Below are 19897 nucleotides of genomic sequence, written 5' to 3'. Positions count from 1 at the left end.
CAGCTCACCTCGCGTACGCACGACGTACGCTCGGCCTTCGCCGGGCACCGAGGACACAGGCTGAGCGCAGCAGCTCCGTCGTCCCACGTGCGCGCGATGCAGGCTCGGGCTTCGCCGGGCATCGGGGCCGGGCCCGGCCGCCCAGGCGCCTCGACGTCGCCCGTGCCTCACGACGACGGATGAAGCCGAGCCGCGGCGAGGGAGGGCCTCCGTTGCCCCTCCCCACGGGCGCCTGCGCTCCGCTGCTTCCGCGCCGGCCCGCCTGCGGCCACTGCACTTCATCCTGCTGCGGTACTGCCCTGCTTCACTGCCCTGCACACGGCGCCGCCTTCCGGCCCCGCGTCACGTCCCCTCAGTACACATGCACTTCCATGGTGAGGGTCTGCCCCTCCACGTCGCGCGTGAACCTGACGGTGCCGGGGTTGGTCCACTTCGCCCCGTAGCCCGAGCCCAGGCTGAACGCGGCCACCGCGTTGAGCGAGCGGTCGAAGCTGATGACGCGCACGTCGCCGTTGGTCAGGCTGGTGGTGCTGTAGACGATGATGCGGCGGTCGAAGTCCCACTCCACATCGTCGCTGGAGAGCGGGTTGGGGACGACGGTGGTGCTGGTCCGGCCCAGGCCCACGTTCGTCACCTGCTCCACGCCGTAGCCGTTGTCGCGGACCTTCCACAGCGACGGCACTCCCGAGCGCTCCGTGGACTGGAACAGCAGGCTGCGGCTGTCCTTCGTCCATACCGGCTCGGTGTCGTCATGGCCGCGAGTGAGCTGCGAGGAGCGGCCGGAGGTACCGTCCAGCACGTAGAGGTCGGCGCTCGTCACCGGGTCCCCCGCCCTGTAGTTGTCCGGCAGCTTCGCGTACGCCACCTGCCGGCCGTCCGGCGAAATCACCGGCTTGCCGGTGCGCTGCGCCACCAGCCGCGAGCTCCCCCGGCTGTCCACCCAGTACAACTGCAGCGACTGCGTCTGGTACACGATGATGCGACGGTCGGCGTCGAGGCCCTCGTCACCACTCGTGTCCAGTCCCTGTGACTCCGTCGCGTACGGCTCCGCGCTCTCGGAAGCCTCCGCCCCGCCGCAACCGGCGAGCGCCAGAGAAGAAGCCATCCACAGCGCGACAGCCCCTCGAGAAAAACGACTTCGGACTTCGGTTGGATGCATACGGTCCTCTGGGTCGAAATGCCCTTCGAGACGGGGTTGACACACAATCAAGTCCCGTACCCAGAGGTATTTCACGTCAGAATTCCGGAACAATCCATACGGTCTTTGATGACACCGCGCCCCGTCCGCCGAGGTGTTCACTCCTCATTGACTCCTCACTGTGACGCGAAGAGTTGAGGCACTCGCGCCGCGTCATCCCCGAGGACTTCAGAGAGAACACGGTAAGCAGGAGTGGGGAGTTCGGCGCCAGCACGTGCACAGCGGGCGGCATCGTCCAATGTGAGCGTGGGCGTGGAGCAGTAGGATTCGCGCCACTGCTCCACCAGCCGCTTCGCGAAGACGTTGCCCATGCCGGCCAGGCGCTGCGCGAGCCAGGCGTCCGGGGACGTGAAGGAAACGTGCTGGGGCGAGACGTTGGCGTCGGAGAAGGAGACGTCGTGCTCGTAGCCGGACTCGGAGAACGCGTCCTGGAGCGCGGCGGTGAAGGGCCCACGCCGCGCGTCCAGCACGCCGGAGGAGGACAGCGACACCCGGTGCGCCACGGACAGGCGGAGCGCGTGGTACTCGAAGGTCCTCGCCACGTCGCGGTACTTCGTCACGGGCACGGTGAAGGTGCGCGTGTACTTGCGGTACTTCGTCACGGTGCGCTTCTTCTTCTCGCCCTTGTCGTCCGTGTACTCCTCCACCTCGGTGTAGGGCTCCTCAATCGTCTCCGTGCGGTCCTCGTGGTCCGTGTAGGGCACCTTCTCCGTGTACGGCGCGGTCAATTCCACGGACTGGCTGTCGTGCTCGGTGGAGAAGCGCCCCGCAAGCGAGAAGGCCGGCCGCGGCGTCGCGCCGGGAGAGAACCAGGGTGAGGACTCGAAGGCGCGCGTGAGGTGCTCGCGCAGCAGGTTCACCTGGGCCTCGTTCAGGCCGGAGATGTCGCCGTCGAACGAGGCGGGACCGAAGAGCTCCGGCGCGGCGGGCGGCTGGGGCGCGTACTCGCGCCAGTGGGCGCAGTAGCGGAACACCAACTCCTTCCAGTGCGGGGTGTCGTCCGTGCTGACGCCGCGCAGCCGCTGGCAGGCGTCCTTGCCGCTCTGGAGCACCGCGTTCTCCATCTCCCGCTGGATGACGACCATCTCCTTGTGGGCCAGCAGCGGCCGCTTGCGAATCAGCGACTGCTCGGCGGTGAGCGCCAGCCCCTTCCGGGCCGGGTCGCCGATGAGCAAGCGCAGGTGCTGGTGCGTCCCGCCCATCTCCTCCAGCAGCGAGCTCTCCAGCGCGCCATTCAGTTGCGAGTTCCACTCCTTGCGCTTCTCGAGGAAGCCGAGCAGGCTCACTTCCGCGTCCTCGTCGCGCCCCTCGATGCGGTAGCGGCGGGCATTGCCCAGAAGCTGCTCCAGCGCCTTCCAGCGCAAATCATCGCGGATGGGGACCAGCTCCTTCTCCCAGGGGCGCTGGAAGATGAGGTCGTCGTAGATGGCGGCGGCCTCGACGAACTGGCCCTTGCGGGCGAGGTCATCGGCGCGGCCGCGCATGGTGGTGCAGGCGCACAGCAACAGGACGGGCAGCAGGAGGAAGAGTCGGACCATGGAGCGGGGTCTGCGCGGGGTACCGCCAGCACGCTGACGTAGCAGGCGGCCGGATATTCACCGGCCCGCGTGCCTCGCCGCAATCCTCCCCAGAAGGGCGGGCGCCGCCTACTCCACCGGCCAGGTATGCAGGGGCTCGCCCGCGTCGGCATGGAGCAGGTAGCGCTCCAGCATGGCCGCCAGCGCGTCCGCGCGGGGCATCCGCTCCTCCAGCCGGGCCAGCACCTGCCGTTGCCAGCGCGCGCCCGTGCGCCGCAGCGCCACGCGCCGCTCGATGACGCCCAGCATGGCGTCCGCATCGGCCGCGTCCACCCCGGCCCCCACCAGTCCCTGCCGGGCCAGCGGCAGCAGCCGGGGCAGCAGCTCCAGGGCCGGCACCGGCCTCGGGCTGGGCGCCGCGTCCGAGGGCCAGAGCAGGTCCGCGTCCAGCCCCTGTCGTGCCGCGCGGATGAAGTTGCCACACGCGTGGATGAAGGGCATCGCGGGCAGGAGCGCATCCACCCGCTCCGCCAGCGCCAGCGTCAGGCCGTACAGGAAGGCACCGTTGGCCACCATGTCCACCACGGTGGGGCCCGCGGGCAGGGCGCGCAGCTCGATGCGCAGGTGGCCGTCGCACTTGGGGTCATAGATGGCACGGTTCCACGTCCACACCGTGCTCTGGTGCAACCGCAGCTCGTCCAGCCCCGGCAGCCCGCCGGCCTTCACGCGCTCCAGAGGCGACTCGCGCCCGCACACGGGCAGCAGCGGCGGATGCAGCGCGATGGCTTCCGCGAAGAGCTCGTGCGCGCCCTCGCGGGCCCAGCCGTGCCCGAAGGACACGCGCGCGTGCGGGTGGAAGCCACCTTCGCCCGGCTCGCCCCGGTCATCCACCGCCTGGCGGAACAGCGCCACGCGCGTCTCGTCCCACAGCCTGCGCCCGAGGAACAGCGGCGAGTTGCCGGACACCGCCAGCACCGGCGCCGTCGCCAGCTGCGCAGCGTTGTACATGCGCGCGAAGTCCGCGGGCGCCACCCGCAGGTGGTACTGGAGCGACGTGTTGGCGCCCTCCAGCGTCACGTCGTCCCAGGTGAGCGTCAGCGCGTCCTCGCCGTGGATGGACACATGGAAGGGCGCGGCGCGACGGTGACGGATGGCCGCGGACAGCGCGCGGTAGCGGGCCTGCCCCGTCATGGCGCCACGCCCCAGGTCCGCCTCGCGCAGCGTGGGGAGGATGCCGATGACGGCCACCCGCGCGCCCTGCGTGGCCGCCGCGCGCCGCACCTCGCCCAGCGTGTCCTCGAACTCCGCCTTGAGCGCGGTGAAGGGACGGCCGGCCAGCGGCCCCGGGCGCAGGTTGACCTCCAGGTTGAAGCGGTCCAGCTCCAGCGTCACCCGCGGGTCCATCGTCTGCGCCAGCACCTGCCGGTTGATGGGCAGCGGGAAGCCCGCTCCGTCCACGAGGAACAGCTCCAGCTCCGCGCCGATGGTGCTAGGCCCACCCCCGAAGCCCGGGCGCGCCAGCAGCGCGCGCAGCGCCTCCAGGTTCTCCGTCAGCCGCCGCGAGAAGCGCTCGTAGTCCTCCGGGCGGAACTCCTCCTGTTGGATGGCCAGACCCATATGGGTCCAGGGTATCCACGCCCTTCCGCCCCGGCAGGAGGACGCAGGGCTCGCCGGCCCGCCTGCCCCACACCTTCCGCCCTCCCGTCAGAAGCTGCACGCCCGGCCGGTGTGTTATCTCCGTCCATGGCCATGCCGTCCGACACGCCCATCAACCTGTACGACTTGACGCGCCCCGCGCTGGGGGAGCTGCTCTCCGGCTGGGGATGTGGCCCCTACTACCGCGACCTTTTGTGGACCGCGCTGTACCGCAAGGGCGTGCGCTCGCTGGACGAGGTGGACGGGCTGCGCCCGGACCTCCAGAGCACCCTGCGCGAGCGCGCCCGCCTGGGCCACCTCGCCACGCACACCGAGACGTTCAGCAGCGACGGCCATACGCACAAGCTGCTGCTCAAGCTGGAGGACGGACAGACGATTGAGACCGTCCTCATGCGCTTCAAGGGCCGCGCCACCGTGTGCATCAGCACGCAGGCGGGCTGCGCCATGGGGTGCGTCTTCTGCGCCACCGGGCAGATGGGGCTGTCGCGCCACCTGACGCCCGGCGAAATCGTGGGTCAGGTGCTGCACGTCACCCGCATCCTCCGCGAGTCCAACGAGACGCTGCGCAACATCGTCCTCATGGGCATGGGCGAGCCGCTCCACAACTACGAGCACACCATGTCCGCGGTGGACATACTGGTGGATGCGCTCGGCCTCGCCATCGGGCCGCGCTTCATCACCCTGAGCACCGTGGGCGTGGTGCCCGGCATCCGCCGGCTCGCGGACGAGGAGCGCCCGGTGCACCTCGCCGTCAGCCTCCACGGCGCCACGGACGAAGAGCGCGCGGCGCTCGTGCCCGCCGGCCGCCGCTGGCCCTTGAATGAATTGATGGACGCGTGCCGCTACTACAGTGAGAAACGCGGACGCCGCATTTTCTTCGAGTGGACGCTCATCTCCGGCCGCAACGACACGCCCGAGCACGCGCACACGTTGGGGAAATTGCTGCACGGCATGGATGCGCACGTCAACGTCATCCCCCTCAATCCCACCGTGGGCTACGACGGAGGCCCCAGCCGTCCCGAGTCCGTGCGCGCCTTCCAGGACGTGCTGACGACCTATGCCGTTCCCAGCACGGTGCGTCAGCGCCGGGGCATCGACATCGACGCGGGCTGTGGGCAGCTCAAGTCCACCGTGGAGCGGCGCTCGCGCCGTTCACTTCCCACCAGCCCTTGAGGACAGGGTTGGAACGGCGGGCGGGTGTCACCCGCGTCCGTTAACGTGCGCCCCCCACCCGGAGGATTGCGCATGGTCTCGACACCCAACGCCGCCCTCGCACGCCTGCGCGAGCGGGCCGCGAAGCATCATGGCGTGACGCCGGGGCAGCTCGCGCTCGCATGGCTGCTGCACCGCTCGCCCGTCATGCTGCCGATTCCCGGTACCTCCTCCGTCAAGCACCTGGAGGAGAACGTCGCGGCCGCGTCGGTGAAGCTCAACGCGGACGAAGTGCGCGCACTGGAGCGCGGCTGACTCACGCGTGAGTGCGGGCCCCGCCCCACACCTGCGTGTGTGCGTCGTGTCGGTGACGGACAGCGTGGGTGAAAGGAATGGGGGCCCCTTGCACGCGACATGGACGTGGGCACATTCTTTCCATCGGTTCCCCGAGGAGGTGGGCGATGCTTTCCATCCAGGAGCACGCAACGCTGGACGAGGCGAGCGACGACTTGCTCGACTTCATCCTCGAGCCGTTCAACTGGCTCTCGGTGGCACAGATGGACCCGGCGACGTGGCCGGGGCAGAACCCCATCTACCAACGTCGCGTGGGCTCGCTGCGCGTCAGCGCCTCGGTGGACGTGGGTGCCACGCTGGACGTCTACCTGCACGTCGCCTTCCGCGCGCCGGGCCTCACACCCGTGAAGGCCGCGGACCATCTGGAGGGCTTCCTCAAGCGCCGCATGCCGCTGACGCCCAACTCCGAGTGGCAGGTCGAGGTGGACGAGCGCCGCTGGATTCACTTCTCGCGGCGCTACGCGGCCCCGCACCTCAAGGCCTGAGCCGCGCCAGCGCTCGGGCCGTCATCTCACGGCTTGAGCGGCATGAGCTGGTAGTGGCGCAGGGGCTGCGCCACGTTCTTCACCGGCGTCTCCGTCAGCGGTCCGAAGCGCAGGGACTGGAAGAAGGGCTCGCGCGACGTGGCGAGCACCTCGCGCACGCTCTCCATCACCAGCGTCTCGCGGAAGCCCGCCAGGGATTGCAGGCGCGCCGTCTGGTTCATCCCGCTGGAGAAGGCGGTGTACTGCCGGTTGGGGCCGAAGAGGCCGCAGTTGGCGTTGGCCAGGTTGACGCCCACCGCCACGCCGAGCCCGGGCAGCTTCACGCGCTCGCACAGCGCGGCCACTTCCTCGCGCGCGCCGAGCGACGCGGTGAAGGCCTGGATGTCGCACGCCGCCTTCACCGCGGCCTGCGCGCGCTCCAGGCGTGAGGACTTGAAGAAGGGCGGGCCGAAGAGGCCGATGACGCAGTCGCCCACCATCTTGTCGAAGACGCCGCCGTGCTCCCAGATGCAGCCCACGGCGCGCTCGCTCCACTCGTCCACGAAGCGGCCGATGTTGCGCGGGCTGTCGAAGCCCTGCTCGCAGATGCGGGTGAAGCCGTTGATGTCCGCGAAGAGGATGCCGACTTCCTGGTCCTGCGCGCGCAGGTGCTGCGCGTAGTTCGGGTCCTGCAGGAGCGCGTCGATGACAGCGGTGGGGAAGAACTGCGACAGGTGGATGCGCTCGCGGTTGTAGTCCAGCAGGCGCTGGCTCAGCGTGGAGGCCAGCACGCGGATGAGGTCCATGGAGTACGCGGAGAAGCCCGCGTCGCTCCAGATGACGATTTTGCCCAGGGGCTCGCTGGTGTTGGCGCCGGAGATGAGCACCGCCTCGGTGGTGCGGCCGCCGAAGAGCTGGCGCAGCGCGGACTCCTCCGTCGCGAGCAGGCGCGGGCCGTACTGGCGGATGGCCTTCTCCAGCACCGGGCTGGGCTGCTCACCGCTCTCGAACTCGAGGTAGCCGTTGCGGTAGGTGCGGTAGTGCAGCACGTGGGGCCGCACGGCGTCCTTGTAGAGCAGGAGGAAGCCCGGCAGCCGCACGCGCTGCGCCAGCGTCAGCACCGCCTGGTCCATGCCCGCCTCGAAGACGGGGTTGGCCAGGTGCGTGTTGCACTGAATGATGAGCTGGTGCTTCTCCGACGCGGTGTGCACGAGGCACAGCACGGTGTCGAGCTGCTCGGCCACGGTGTCCAGCATGCGCAGCAGGCGCGCTTCGGCCTCCGGCGTGGCGTGCGTGCCCGGGAAGAGCATGCCGAAGGTGCCCACGCGCGTGCCGGCCACGTCCAGGGCCTGCGTCACCAGCGTGTCGCCATCGAGGCGCCTCGCGCCGGACGGGCCCTCCAGGAGCGAGCCGGGGTAGCGGTCTCCCCAGTCACCCTCGCTCCAGGTCTGCTCGACGAGCTCCTCGTCGCGGGTGGTGATGGCGATGGCGCGGGCGCCGGTGAGCTTGAGGACGGGCGGGAAGCAGCGGCGGAAGGACTGGGTGAGCGTCTCCCGCTCGCGGAGGCTCTCCTCGAGGAGGTCATCCACGGCGCGCTGGAGGGTGCGCAGGGCCTTGTACTCTTCGAGGGAGAAATCGTGGGGCGGCGGCTGCGGGTGCGGCGCGTTCGACATGGGGTGGGTTTCTACCCCTGCGGGCCCGCGCTGTCACAGGGCAGGCGTGTGCGGCTTTCCGCCCACCACCTTCCCGTTCGCCACTTCGATGACCCAGTAGCCCTCGTGGCCGGCCTCGGTAGAGGAGCCGGCGCCGAAGAGGTGGGGCCGGTCCGCGGTGGCCGGGTGGTAGTAGCGCTCGTGGATGTGGCCGTGGAGGACGGCGAAGCGCGGACCGGGCAACAGGCGCAGCAGGGCATCCGCGTCACGCAGGCCGTGGTTCCATCGGTCCGGCCGGCCCTTCCGGTTGCGCGGCGCGTGGTGGATGGTGACGAGCACCGCCCGACCGTCCAGGCGAGGGTCCTTCAGCAGGGCCGCCAGCCCCTCGAGCTGGGCCTCGCCGATGTGGCCGTAGGGGAAGGCAGGCAGGGGGGCGCGGCGGGTGGAGAGCAGGCCGACCACGGCGGCCTCGTTTCCGACGAGCCGGACGAAGGGGTATGGACCCTCGCGCTGGTACTCGGGGAGGTCGCTCTTCAGGAGCTGGCCGAAGTGGCGGGCGAAGCGGTCGGCGCGGATGCTGCCCGGGGTGAAGACGTCGTGGTTGCCGGGGACGATGCTGCAGCGGCGCGGGTCCTCGGCGAGGGGGCCCAGGGCCTTGCGGGCTCCGGCGAACTCGCCGTCGAGGGAGTAGGCGGTGAGGTCTCCGGAGAGGATGAAGTGGTCCACGCCGTGCGACTCGGCGTCACGGACGATGGCGGAGAGGACCTCGGGGGCACGGGTGTAGCGCTTCGCGCGGCCGCCCAGGGTGAGCTCGACGAGGGCGAACCAGCGCCGCCAGCCGAGCCGGAGCAGGGAGTACTTCGTGTAGTCCTCGGTGATGTGGACGTCGGAGCAGTGAACGAAGCGCATTGAGGGTATCCCGCCTGGGGAACGGCCGACCGGAGGGCGGCATTCTCATGGATGCCGCACGAGGGGAAGCGATTCGTAAGGTGCTCACGGCGCAAGCCCGACACGTTACTCTGCGGACATCATGACGCGGATTGCGCTCCTGCTTGCCCTGTTCCTCGGTGCCCTCCCCGCCCCCGCGCGGTCCGCCGAGCCACGGAAGGCCCGCGCCCGGGCGGTGAAGGTGGTGGTGCTTCCGTTCCAGGCCGTCACCGCCGATGTGCCCGCGCGGAGCGGCCCCCGAGTCACCGCGCGAATCGCCGCGGAGGTGCATGCGGCGGAGGGGCTCAAGCTCGTGGAGCTGGATGCCGCCATGGCGGTGGCGCGCACGGAGGGAGGGGCGGCGGTTGCGCCCGCCGTTGCTCGAGAAGCTGGAACGGGTTCCACCGCCACGCTCGCGGTGGCGCGCGGGGATACGAAGAAGGATTCTGTGACGCCCGCGGTCGCTCGTGACGCCGCGAAGGCTCTTCCTGAAGAGCCCCTGACCGTGGCGCGTGAGGCCGTGAAGGAAGCCACCGCCGCGCGCGACGTCCGCGACTTCAAGCGCGCGGATGCGGCACTGGGCCGCGCGCTGGAAGCCTTTGCCGCCGGGGCCGCGCAGCTCACGGACGCCTCCGAGCTGGCGGATGCGTATGCCCTTCGCGCGGCCGTCCGCTATGCCACCGGCCGTGACGAAGAGGCCGCCGCGAGTCTCACGCAGGCGCTTGCCCTCGCGCCCAATCGGCCTCTTCCGCTCGCCTCCACTTCTCGCCTCTTCGCGAAGATGGTGGAACGCGTGCGTGCCGCACAGGAGTCCGGGCCTCGCGGCGGCGTGCGCTTCGAATCCGTGCCGTCGGGCCTCGCGGTGACACTCGATGGAAAGCCCGTGGGCAACGCGCCCCTGCGTGTCACCGACGTGCCGCCCGGCGCGCACTTGTGGCGCGCGGTGCTGCCCTCGGGCGATTCGGTGGGCGGCATCGTGGATGTGACTCCGGACCGTCAGGCCGTCGTGCAGGTGCGCCCCGCTGGCACCGGCCCCGATGCGGCGCTCGCGCTGGCCCTGGCGAGCAATCGACTGGACGCCGCCGCGCTCGAAGCCGCCTCGGCGATGGGCCGCGCGGCGGGCGCGGACCTCGTGGTGCTCGGCACGGTGGCGAGAGTGACCACGGGGCTCGCGGTGGACGCGTTCGTCCTCGCTCCGGGAGACACGGCTCCGCGCCGCCTGTCCCGTATCTCGGTCGACACGGAGTTGCTGGAAGCCAGTGAGCCGCTGCGCGAGGGCATCGCCGCCGTGGCCGCTCGCGGTGTGGAAGCGGGCGTGATGGAAGCCCTGCCCGTGGTGCCCTCCCCCGGCGTGGTCTCCACGTCCCAGGCATCGCAGGCTCCGTACCCCGCGAGCGCGGAGCGTGTCCTCGATGGGCCGAAGCCCGCCGCCCTGGTGCCGGACCGCAAGCCCGTCGAACCCATCCGCAAGCCTCTGGTCCGTCCGTGAGCGCGTCCCACGCACCGCAAACCTCGACTCCACCCGCGGGCCCCTTCCGTGGCCGCTTCGCGCCGAGTCCCACGGGGCGCATGCACCTGGGCAACATCCGTAGCGCGTTGCTCGGATGGCTCCAGGCTCACGCGGCCGGAGGCCGCTTCCTCCTTCGCATCGAAGACCTGGACCGCGCCCGCTGCAAGCCCCAGCACGTGGACGACCTGATGCGTGACCTGGAGTGGCTCGGCCTCACCTGGGACGAGACGCCCCTCTTCCAGAGTCAGCGCGACGACCTCTACCGCGACGCCCTCGCGAAGCTGGAGCGAGAAGGCCTCGTCTACCCGTGCTTCTGCACGCGCGGGGAGATCGCCCGCGCCGCCAGCGCTCCGCACGGCCTCTCCGAGGAAGGCCCCCGCTACCCCGGCACCTGCGCGCACCTCACCGCCGCGCAAATCGTCGAGCGCGCCCGCACCCGCGCCCCCGCGTACCGCTTCCGCGCCCGCCCCGGCGAGGTCCGCTTCGAGGACCAGCTCCTCGGCCCGTATGCCCAGGACGTCGACGCCGTGGTGGGAGACTTCGTGGTGCGTCGCAACGACGGCGTGGCCAGCTACCAGCTCGCGGTGGTGGTGGACGACGCGGCGAGCGACATCACCCACGTGCTGCGCGGTGACGACCTGCTCTCCTCCACGCCGCGCCAGCTCCAGCTCTACGCGGCGCTCGGCCTCACCGCGCCGGCCTTCCTCCACGTGCCGCTGGTCCTCGGTGAAGACGGCAAGCGGCTCGCCAAGCGCGAGGGTGCCTTCGCCCTCGCGGAGCTGCGCGAGCGGGGCCTTCCTCCCGAGCGCGTCCTGGGCCTGCTCGCCGCATGGAGCGGCCTGGGAGACGGCGGCCCCGTGACACTCCAGGAACTGGTGAGCAGGTTCCACCTCGACGCGCTGCCTCGAACGCCCGTGGTGGCTCGCGAGGCGGTGCTCGTCGAAGCACTCGGCCTGCGCTGAGCCTCCTCCCCACCCTCCCCACAGGACATCCTGGGGACGGAGGATTCGTCCGCCACTTGCCACATGCGCATCTTTGCCTCGGACCCGAGCGCCCATCCCCCGCACCGGGGTGCTCCGTGCAGCAGGAGAGGCAGCCATGGCAGCCATCGACGAAAGCGAAAGACCCACCGTCGTCCCCGCCGTCGCGGGAGTCCCCTTCAAGCTGAGCTGGAGCGCCATCTTCGGCGGCGCCTTCGTCGCGCTCGGCATCTGGATTCTCCTGTACTGCCTCGGCCTCGCGCTCGGGCTCTCGTCGGTGAACCCCAATGACCCGGCCAGCGCGAAGTCGGCGGGCATCGGCACCGGCATCTGGAGCCTCATCGCGCCCCTCATCGCCCTCTTCATCGGCGGTGTCGTGGCCGCGCGTACCGCGGGAGTGCTGGACAAGGGCGGCGGCGCGCTGCACGGCGCGGTGCTGTGGGGCCTGACGACACTGGCCGGCGTCGTCTTGATGGGCATGGTCCTCTCGTCGCTGATGGGCGCGGTGTTCAACGTGGGCAAGACGGCCGTGGGCGCGGCGGGCACGGCCGTGGTGGGCGCCGTGTCCCAGGGCGGTGAGGCCGCGAAGACGTTCGGCCTGGATGCCAACGACGCGCTCGGCCCCGTCAACCAGCGGCTGGCCCAGGAGGGCAAGCCGACCGTCACCGCCGACCAGCTCAAGGCGGCCACCAGCGACGTCCTCAACACCGCCGTGCGCACGGGCCGGCTGGACCGGGAGACGCTCGTCACCGCCATCGCGGACAACACGAAGCTGTCCCGCCAGGACGCGGAGGACGTCGCCAACCGCGTCGAGCAGCAGTTCAACCAGACGATGGGACAGGTGAAGCAGAAGGCGGGAGAGATTGGCCAGCAGGTGCAGCAGGGCGCGCTCCAGGCCGCGGACACCACGGGCCGCGTCTTCTGGGGCATCTTCGGCGCGCTGCTGCTGGGCCTCGTCTCCGCGGTGCTGGGCGCCACGGTGGGCGTGAGCCGGCGCCAGCGCGTCTACGCGGAAGGGGCCATCGCGCCGCGCCGCGAAGTCTATCCGTAGGCCAGACATACACCGGGCCACGACGAGCGCCCGGTGCTCACTGGAGGAGAGACCCGTACCGGAGGGCTGGCCCTTCAGAATCCAATGGATGGCATTGGCGGAAGTGGCCCTCCCTCCAGGGATTGCTCCAGGGCCTCGGCATGCCGGCGAAGCGGCTCCAGCCACGTCGAGCCTGCCTGGGCCTGCTCCGCTGCCGCGAGGATGTGCCGCAACGTCTCGCGAGCCGCCTGTCGGTCCTCGGTGCCGCGCGCGTGCTGTCCCACGGCCGCGGCCAGTCGCAACAGCCGGAGCACCACGGCGGGCTCGGCGGCGCCGTAGCGGAGAATCTGGTCCGTGGCGAGCACCAGGCAGTCGCGCAGCGTGGACGCGCGCAGGAAGACGCGCGCGCGTCCCGCGTCATCTGCCAGCACCCGGGGCCCCAGGTGCATCGAGGCCAGCTCGCACAAGAGGAAGGTGAGCTGGTCCACGGACTCCACGGCCGTGTACGGGTCGTTGATGCCGGGCGACAGCGCCTTGATGGCCACGTCCACGAGCTGCCGCATGCCCAGGGCCACGTCGGCGTCCGCGTCCCGCCAGCGGTCCAGGACGATGGCGTGGAGCAGCAGCGCCTCGGTGGCCTCGCGTGGCGGTGCCGGCCCGCGGCCCGTGAGCTCGACCCAGCCCACCTCCCCGCCCCGTATCACCGGCTCGCCAATGGCGCGCTCCACGTGGACGACGAGCCCATGCGACGTGGCCACCGCCAGCAACTCCCGCACATCCACCGCGACGAGGAACCCATTGCGCCGGACCTGGAGCGGCCAGGCTTCGGCCGTGCGCGCCGGGAGCGAGTCCGGCGCCACCAGGTCTCCCCGGCGGAGCTGCTGCAGCGTCCGAGCGACGCGCAGCGTGTCCTCGCCGACCTTCCGGACCAGGTTCTCCACGCGCATGAACTGGAGGGTGTCGAAGACCTGGAAGACGAGCGCCCCCTCGCAGAAGACGAGCAGCAGCAGCACCAGGCTGAGCGCCGGGCGCGGAGCGCGCTCGGCTTCGGCCACGTACCCGAAGGCCTGCGCGGCCACGAGGCAGTAGGTGCTGGTGGCGACGAACACCGGGATGATGACGCGGATACCGGCGCTGTGCAGGTACAGGCGCAGCAGGCGTGGCGAGTACTGCCCGGCGGCGTTCTGCACCACGAGCATCGACAGGGACAGGATGATGCTCAGCGAGGACAGCGCGACGCCCAGCGCGGTGGCGAGCATGTTTCGCGCCTCGCCCACCGTGGCCCGCCAGGCCACCCCGCGCAGCACCCCGGCGAGAGGGGCGGGCGGGTTCACCAGCAGGACTCCCAGGCAGGCACCCGCGAGCGCCCCCAGCGCGGGCAGCAGCCACAGCCGGTGCCGCCACCACCATCGGAACGTGTGGACGTCTCCCGCCTGTGCGCGCGCAGGGGCCTCGCGCCGCGCCTCCATGCGACTCAGGGCCTGGGTCCCGGCCTCACGCATACCCGGCCTCCTGCCACGTCCCGACTCCGGTGGTGGGAGGCCCCGAGCGCGGGAGCAGGACGGTGAAGCGGGTGCCGACGCCCTGCGTGCTCTCGACGAGGATGTGGCCTCCGAGCGCCGAGACGATTTCGTGCGCGATGTAGAGGCCGAGCCCGAGCCCGCCGTACTCGCGCGAGGAGACGGCGCGCTCGAAGCGCTCGAAGATGTGGGGCAGCCGGTCCGGAGAGATTCCGATGCCGTGGTCCGTCACCGTCAGTTGCGCGATGCCGTCCTCGGACGTGACGGAGAGCTCGACGGGCTTGCGGTCGCCGAACTTGAGGGCATTGGCGACGAGGTTGGTGACGACCTGCTCGAGGCGGGTCCTGTCCCAGCGGCCCGGAACGGGAGTCTCCGCGTGGACGACGAGCGGCGTGCGGGAGCGGACGGACTCCTCGCTGAAGGACTCGGCGACGTCGCGGGAGACGCTGGCGAGGTCCACCTCCTCGAGCTGGAAGTGGACCCGGCCCTCCCGGAGGCGGGAGACGGAGAGCAGCTCGTCGATGAGGCGGGTGAGCCGGCGAATCTGCCTGGGGGCGTTCCGGGAGACGCGGGAGACGACCTCGGAGGGAACGGGCCCCTCGCCGCGCTCGAGCCCCTGGATGGAGAGCTTGAGCGAGGTGAGCGGCGTGTACAGCTCGTGGGCGGCGATGGAGAGGAACTCGTCGCGCAGGCGGATGGCCTCGCGGGCCTCGTGGTACAGCCGGGCATTGTCGATGGACGTGGCCGCGCGGCGCGCCAGCTCCTGTGCGAGCCCGAGGTCGGCGGGCCCATAGCGGTGCGCCGGCGTCACCCGGACGAGGATGACGGAGCCGAGGCTCTTGCCCTGGGCGATGAGCGGCACCGCCAGGAGGGAGCGGAGGTCGAAGGTCCGCAGCAGCTCCAGGTGCGCGGCATCCTCACTGACGGCCGCGAGCTGCGCATCGTCCACCTCGGGCATGAGCTGCGGCTCCCCGGTGCGCGCGGCCACCACTCCCGGCAACCGTGCGTCCCACCGGGGAGGGTGGCTGCGCTGGAGCTCGCGGAGGACGGCCTCCTTCGCGGGCGCGGCGCAGGCCACGGCGACGCAGTGGAGCGTCTCGGGCTTCTCCAGCACGTAGACCAGGCAGCAGTCGGCGAGGAAGGGCACCGCGAGGCGCGCGACGCGGCTCAGCGTGGTCTCGTAGTCGAGAGTCTCGGCGAGGACCGCAGAGGACTCGGCGAGGAAGCGGACGGCGCGCTCGGCCCGGCGGCGCTCCTCGACTTCCACGTGGAGCTTCTCGAACAGGAGGCTGTTCTCCAGGGAGATGGCCATCTGGCTGGAGAGGAGCTGGAGCACCCGGACGCGGTCGGGCGCGAAGGCACGGGTGACGAGGTTGTTCTCCAGGTAGAGCACGCCGACGGACGAGGCCTGACGGCGGATGGGGACGGCGAGGGCGGACTTGAGCGCGTGGGAGGCGACGTAGGGGTCCGCGGAGAAGGGGCTCTGCCGGGCATCGGCGAGGACGATGGCGTCTCCGGACGCATGCGCCTGCTCCACCAGCGAAGGGGGGACGTGCTGGGACGCGTGGAGGGGCGTGCGCTCGAGCGAGACGGGCTCTGAGATGGAGCCGTGGGCGCGCACGAAGTGGGCGCCCTCTTCGTGGAGGACGAGGGCGCCACACTGGGCGCCGCCGACCTCCAGGCAGACCGTCATGAGCTTCTCGAGGAGCCGGTCGAGGACCACCTCGCCTGAGAGGGTCCCCGCGGCCTTGAGGATGCTGAGCAGGTCCAGCCGGGCCCCTCGCGCCTCCTCTCCGTCGCGCGTGGTGGGCGTCTTCCAGGGAAGGGCCGTGCCGAGCGTGAGGTCCGGGAACTCCTCCGTGAGCGCCGCGGCCTTGGCCCTGGCGCCCCAGCGCGCGAACCCCTTCACCGCGGAGACGAGATAGGGCGTGGCGATGCGGCGGTGGCCCAGCGTGCGGTAGTAGCGGCCAGCCAGGTCCTGCGCGAGCGCCTCGTCCTGTGGAAACCCGTTCCGCTGAGCAGCGTCGATGGCCGCGTCGTACAGGCGCATCGCCTCGCGCTGACGGCCGTCGAGGCGGGCAAGCTCGGCGGCGACGAGCAGGTGCTTCTGGCGGAAGTTCTCGGGACATCCCAGCGCCCAGACCTCGAGCTGATGCAGGTGCGCCCCGAGCTCGCTCCGGAGGGAGTCCCGGTCGGATTCGGGGGCCGCGGGCAGGGAGGCCGCGAGCGTCAGCGCCGTGTAGAAGGCGTACTCGACCGAGGGGAGCAGGGGCCGGACGAGGTGGTGGTTCGTCCGCACGGCGCGAGACATCTCCAGTGCATCGGCGACGTCTCCCAGCAGGAAGGACGTCTGGACGCGCAGTATCTGGTACTCGCAGAGGACCAGCGGACTGTCGCGGATGGAGTCGAGGTACTCCGCCTCGGAGAACGTGTCGTCCTCGTAGCGCGCCCGCTGCCAGGTCCGCTCCTGGAGGCACCGGATGGCCTGACGGTAGGCGACGAGGAGGGCCTCCATGTCCCGATGGCCGACCTTCTGGATGAACACCCGGCTGGCCTCGATTTCGGCATGCACGGAGGAGAGCTCGGCGCCCATGGCGTAGAGGACCTCCACCAACTGCGTGGCGGCATAGCTGGCGAAGAGGAACTCATTGCCCTCCAGGCCGGCGGAGAAGGCCCGCCGCAGCAACGGAACGTTGGCGCGGTATGGCGCCCGCCAGTGACTCACCGCTCCGGCGAACGTGGTCAGGGTCCGCGACTCCTGTTTCGGGTCGCCGTAACGCCGACTCAGCGCCACCGCCACCTCGCCGAGCTTCATGGCGGTGTCGTAGTCACCCGTGGCCGCCTCGAGCGTCAGGGCATGGGCGACGTAGAAATGCGAGGAGTGGGGACCGTGGCCGTGCTCCAGGCAGAGGTGGAGCATCCGCGCCTGGAACCAGGCGAAGAGCGTGTGCTGGTCCGCGAAGTACGCGGCCATGACGACGCTCGACGTGAAGCGCATGAGGGTGAGCAGCCGCGCGTCGCTCGTGGACGGAGCGGCCAGGAGCGCTTCGCGAGTCCGCCCCCGCATCAGCCTGCCCACCTCGGCGGACTCCTCGGCGATGGCCCGCTCGAGCTCGCGCTCCGGTGGCGCCTCTCCCAACAGCCGCAGCCCTTCCCTGCCCCATCGGAGCGCCTCGGGGTATTCCTGCTCGATGGTGTAGGCGATGACGTGGATTTCGTAGAGGCCCACGCGCTCCAGGTCCAAGGTGACGTGAGGCAGCGCGGCCTGGATGAGCGCCTCGGCGAGGGAATGGTCACCGGTGAGGTGCGCGCACTCCGCCGCGAGCCGGTGGAGCCGGAGGGACAGCTCGGGGCATGACTCCCACGCGTCGGGCGGGAGCAGCTCCACGCCCTGCCGCAGGTAGACGAGCGCGGAGCCGAAGGCCGACATGGCCTCGGCCCTGGCGCCGGCCCTGCAGTACAGCTCCGCGAGCCGGATGCGCTCCGATGGTGTCAGGGGCTGGCTCGACTCCAGGCCCATGTCGAAGTGGTCGACCACCTCGAAGATGCGCTCGTCGAGCTCGTCCTCGGAGACGCCTTCCTGGAGCCGGCGCCCCAGCTCGCGGTGGATGCGGCGCCGCTCCTCCTCGGAGACGAGCGAGTCCGCGGCCTGCTGGATGCGGTCATGCACGAAGCGATAGGTGGCGCCGCGCACCGCGGGGCTCTCATGGACCGGGCCCGCCGCGCGCGCGAAGCGTGGGCCCTGGCTCGCGGGGACGAAGAGCCCTTCCTGGATGGCGCTCCACAGCGCGCCGGCCGTGTCCTCGGCGGACCGCCCCACCACCGCGGACAGCAGCCAGAGGTCCACCCTGTCCCGGAAACATGCCGCCACCCCGAGGAGCTGCTGGGTGAGCGCGGGGAGCTGACGGATGGCGAGCAGCATCAACTCGATGACGTTCTCCGTGACTTCCACCTGCTGGATGCGCGCCAGGTCCCAGGTCCACTCGCCCCGCTCGGTGTCGAAGGCCAGGAGCCCGGAGTGCTGGAGATGGCGCAAGAGCCGCTTGACGAAGAAGGGGTTGCCCGCCGTCTTGCGCGACAGCAGCCCCGCGAGCGGCGCGACGCGCTCGGGCCCGGCGTGGAGGGCGTCTCCGCAGAGCCGGGTGAGCGCGGCCAGGTCCAGCGGGGGCAGCTCGATGGTGCGGAGCGTCGCGCCCCGGGCGCGCATCTCCGCGAGTGTCCGGACGAGGCGGTGGTCCGGGCCCACCTCGCGGGAGCGATAGGCGCCGACGAGCAGCACGTGGTGGAGGTCCGGTGCCGTGGCCAGGTCCCGGAGGAGCAGGAGCGAGCCCGCGTCCGCCCACTGCATGTCGTCCATGAAGAGGACGAGCGGCGATTCGCGGGTGGCGAAGACCTGGATGAAGGCCTGGAACACGAGCCGGAAGCGGCCCTCCATGCTGGCGGCGTCCAGGTGGGTGGGAGGCGGCGGCTCTCCGAGGAGGCGCGCCAGTCCGGGAATGAAGCGGGTCATCACGCCGCCGCTGACACCTGGCACGCTCCGCAGGCGCTGGCGCCACGCGTCGACGCCGTCGGGCGGTTCCTGGAGCAGGCCCTGGACGAGCCCTCCCAGCGCCTTCGCCAGGGAGACATGGGGCACGTTGCCGTGGAGCCGGTCGAACTTGCCGAAGAGGAACCGGGCGTCCTGCTCGGGCCGCCGGTGCAGCTCGTGAACGAGCGAGGACTTGCCGGAGCCGGCCTCGCCCGTGACGAGGACGACCTCGGTGGGGCCGGCGCGGACGCGCTCCAGGGCGCCGCGCAGCTCGGCCAGCTCGTGCTCGCGTCCGTAGAGCGTGTCGGGGATGACGAGCTCGCGCGCCAGGTCATGACAGGCGAGCGCGAAGGGAGGAATGGCGCCGGAGTCCCTCCACCGGCGCAGGGCCTCGCGGAGGTCTCGGCTGAGCGCCTCCGCGCTCTGGTAGCGCTCCTCGGGCATCTTCGAGAGCAGCTTGAGGACGAGGTCGGAGAGGAGCCGGGGAACGGAGGGGTTGAGCTGCTCCGGCGGGACGGGGGGCCGGGCCAGGTGGGCATGCACGAGCTCGACAGGGTCCGCCGAGACGAACGGGGGGACGCCGGTGAGCATCTCGTAGAACGTGGCGCCGAGGGCATAGAGGTCGGCGCGGTGGTCGACGAGCCGGTTCATCCGTCCCGTCTGCTCGGGCGCGATGTACGAGAGGGTTCCCTCGGACGCGCCAACGAGCCCCCTGGCCTTCGTCGCGGTGCCGAAGTCGACCAGTGTCAGCCGCTGGCTGTCGGGCCGGACGACGATGTTGGAGGGGTTGAGGTCCCGGTGGATGACGTGGTGCCGGTGGAGCGCCAGCACGATGTCCGCTATCTGGATGGCCAGTTCCAGGAAGGGCCCCGTCCCCAGCGGTTCCTGTCCCAGGCGCTGCTCGAGGTCCAGCGGGCCGGCGTCCTCCAGGACGAGCGCCAGGGCTCCCGCCACCTCCTCCAGCGCGAGAGGCTTCACCACGCCGGGAATGTCCAGCCCGCGGAGCATCTCGTGCTCATGGCGGAGCGCGGCGCTGGCATGCTCGGCGTTCGGCCCCGGCTGGACCTCCTTGATGACCCGGCTCCCGCCCGTGCGCTCCTCCCGGACGCGGAATACGACGTACTGGCGCCCCTGATGGATGGGGCGAAAGTCGTGATGGCCAGGCAACTGGAGCAAACGACCTCCCCGGGCGAGGCGGAATGAGACGCACCCCAGCCTCACCATGGAGGTGATGGAGCGTCTTCAGAAGCATCGGGAGAGGAGGCCACCGACTGCCTGAGCACAGGTCCTTCCAGGCGCCCCGCTCCCGAGGTCCGTCTTCGCGACAAAGCGTCGCTTTTTCGCGTCACGGAGCGCCGCCCTCGTTGGAGCGATGCGCTAACGTCCGCGCGAAGCTGACGCGGCGAAAG

13 protein-coding genes are annotated in these 19897 nt (G+C 71.0%); 6 read left to right on the top strand and 7 right to left on the bottom strand.

Annotated features, from left to right (window positions below; all coding sequences use genetic code 11):
* Nucleotides 1-352: 352 nt before the first annotated feature.
* The 3 genes from ACVTJA_RS09205 to ACVTJA_RS09195 all read right to left on the bottom strand — a co-directional run bounded on the left by ACVTJA_RS09205 (nucleotide 353) and on the right by ACVTJA_RS09195 (nucleotide 4332).
* Nucleotides 353-1105 carry a TolB family protein gene (locus tag ACVTJA_RS09205; protein ID WP_465835628.1) on the bottom strand — a complete coding sequence of 251 codons (753 nt, stop codon included), beginning with the start codon at nucleotides 1103-1105 and terminating at the stop codon, nucleotides 353-355.
* 209 nt (nucleotides 1106-1314) lie between these two features.
* On the bottom strand, nucleotides 1315-2736 hold the full coding sequence (locus tag ACVTJA_RS09200) for a hypothetical protein (protein WP_465835626.1): 1422 nt from the start codon (nucleotides 2734-2736) through the stop codon (nucleotides 1315-1317).
* 108 nt (nucleotides 2737-2844) lie between these two features.
* A complete protein-coding gene (locus ACVTJA_RS09195) occupies nucleotides 2845-4332 on the bottom strand; it encodes a glutamate-cysteine ligase family protein (protein ID WP_465835625.1) in 1488 nt (495 codons plus the stop codon).
* Between the two features lie 132 nt (nucleotides 4333-4464).
* Between ACVTJA_RS09195 and rlmN the strand changes: the two genes are divergently transcribed.
* The 3 genes from rlmN to ACVTJA_RS09180 all read left to right on the top strand — a co-directional run bounded on the left by rlmN (nucleotide 4465) and on the right by ACVTJA_RS09180 (nucleotide 6362).
* The gene (gene rlmN / locus ACVTJA_RS09190) at nucleotides 4465-5544 is read left to right on the top strand and encodes a dual-specificity RNA methyltransferase RlmN (protein WP_465840346.1); all 1080 of its coding nucleotides are present in this window, start codon (nucleotides 4465-4467) and stop codon (nucleotides 5542-5544) included.
* A 72-nt stretch (nucleotides 5545-5616) separates the two neighbouring features.
* Nucleotides 5617-5838, top strand: a complete 222-nt coding sequence (locus ACVTJA_RS09185) for an aldo/keto reductase (protein WP_465835623.1) — start codon at nucleotides 5617-5619, stop codon at nucleotides 5836-5838.
* 146 nt (nucleotides 5839-5984) lie between these two features.
* Entirely contained in the window at nucleotides 5985-6362 is a 378-nt protein-coding gene (locus ACVTJA_RS09180; protein ID WP_465835621.1) for a hypothetical protein, read from the top strand.
* A gap of 26 nt (nucleotides 6363-6388) precedes the next feature.
* Here the strand turns inward: ACVTJA_RS09180 and ACVTJA_RS09175 are convergent, their stop codons facing one another.
* On the bottom strand, nucleotides 6389-8014 hold the full coding sequence (locus ACVTJA_RS09175; RefSeq protein WP_465835620.1) for an adenylate/guanylate cyclase domain-containing protein: 1626 nt from the start codon (nucleotides 8012-8014) through the stop codon (nucleotides 6389-6391).
* A 33-nt stretch (nucleotides 8015-8047) separates the two neighbouring features.
* Entirely contained in the window at nucleotides 8048-8902 is an 855-nt protein-coding gene (locus tag ACVTJA_RS09170; RefSeq protein ID WP_465835619.1) for a metallophosphoesterase family protein, read from the bottom strand.
* A 121-nt stretch (nucleotides 8903-9023) separates the two neighbouring features.
* On the opposite strand from ACVTJA_RS09170, the gene ACVTJA_RS09165 reads away from it, so the two are divergent.
* The 3 genes from ACVTJA_RS09165 (at nucleotide 9024) to ACVTJA_RS09155 (ending at nucleotide 12461) form a co-directional block, all read left to right on the top strand.
* Nucleotides 9024-10409, top strand: a complete 1386-nt coding sequence (locus ACVTJA_RS09165; RefSeq protein WP_465835617.1) for a PEGA domain-containing protein — start codon at nucleotides 9024-9026, stop codon at nucleotides 10407-10409.
* 80 nt (nucleotides 10410-10489) lie between these two features.
* Nucleotides 10490-11392: a tRNA glutamyl-Q(34) synthetase GluQRS gene (gluQRS, locus tag ACVTJA_RS09160; RefSeq protein ID WP_465835616.1), complete on the top strand. Its 903-nt coding sequence runs from the start codon at nucleotides 10490-10492 to the stop codon at nucleotides 11390-11392.
* A gap of 136 nt (nucleotides 11393-11528) precedes the next feature.
* Entirely contained in the window at nucleotides 11529-12461 is a 933-nt protein-coding gene (locus tag ACVTJA_RS09155) for a hypothetical protein (RefSeq protein ID WP_465835614.1), read from the top strand.
* Between the two features lie 74 nt (nucleotides 12462-12535).
* Here the strand turns inward: ACVTJA_RS09155 and ACVTJA_RS09150 are convergent, their stop codons facing one another.
* Both ACVTJA_RS09150 and ACVTJA_RS09145 read right to left on the bottom strand, forming a co-directional pair.
* Nucleotides 12536-13942: a DUF2254 domain-containing protein gene (locus ACVTJA_RS09150; RefSeq protein WP_465835612.1), complete on the bottom strand. Its 1407-nt coding sequence runs from the start codon at nucleotides 13940-13942 to the stop codon at nucleotides 12536-12538.
* Nucleotides 13935-19664, bottom strand: a complete 5730-nt coding sequence (locus ACVTJA_RS09145) for an AAA family ATPase (protein ID WP_465835610.1) — start codon at nucleotides 19662-19664, stop codon at nucleotides 13935-13937. Before ACVTJA_RS09145 ends, ACVTJA_RS09150 begins: the two co-directional genes overlap by 8 nt.
* Nucleotides 19665-19897: the final 233 nt, after the last annotated feature.

It is taken from the genome of Pyxidicoccus sp. M6 (genome assembly GCF_055568925.1).
Note: the sequence above shows the minus strand (reverse complement) of the source record. Positions and strands in the feature narration are given on the sequence as shown.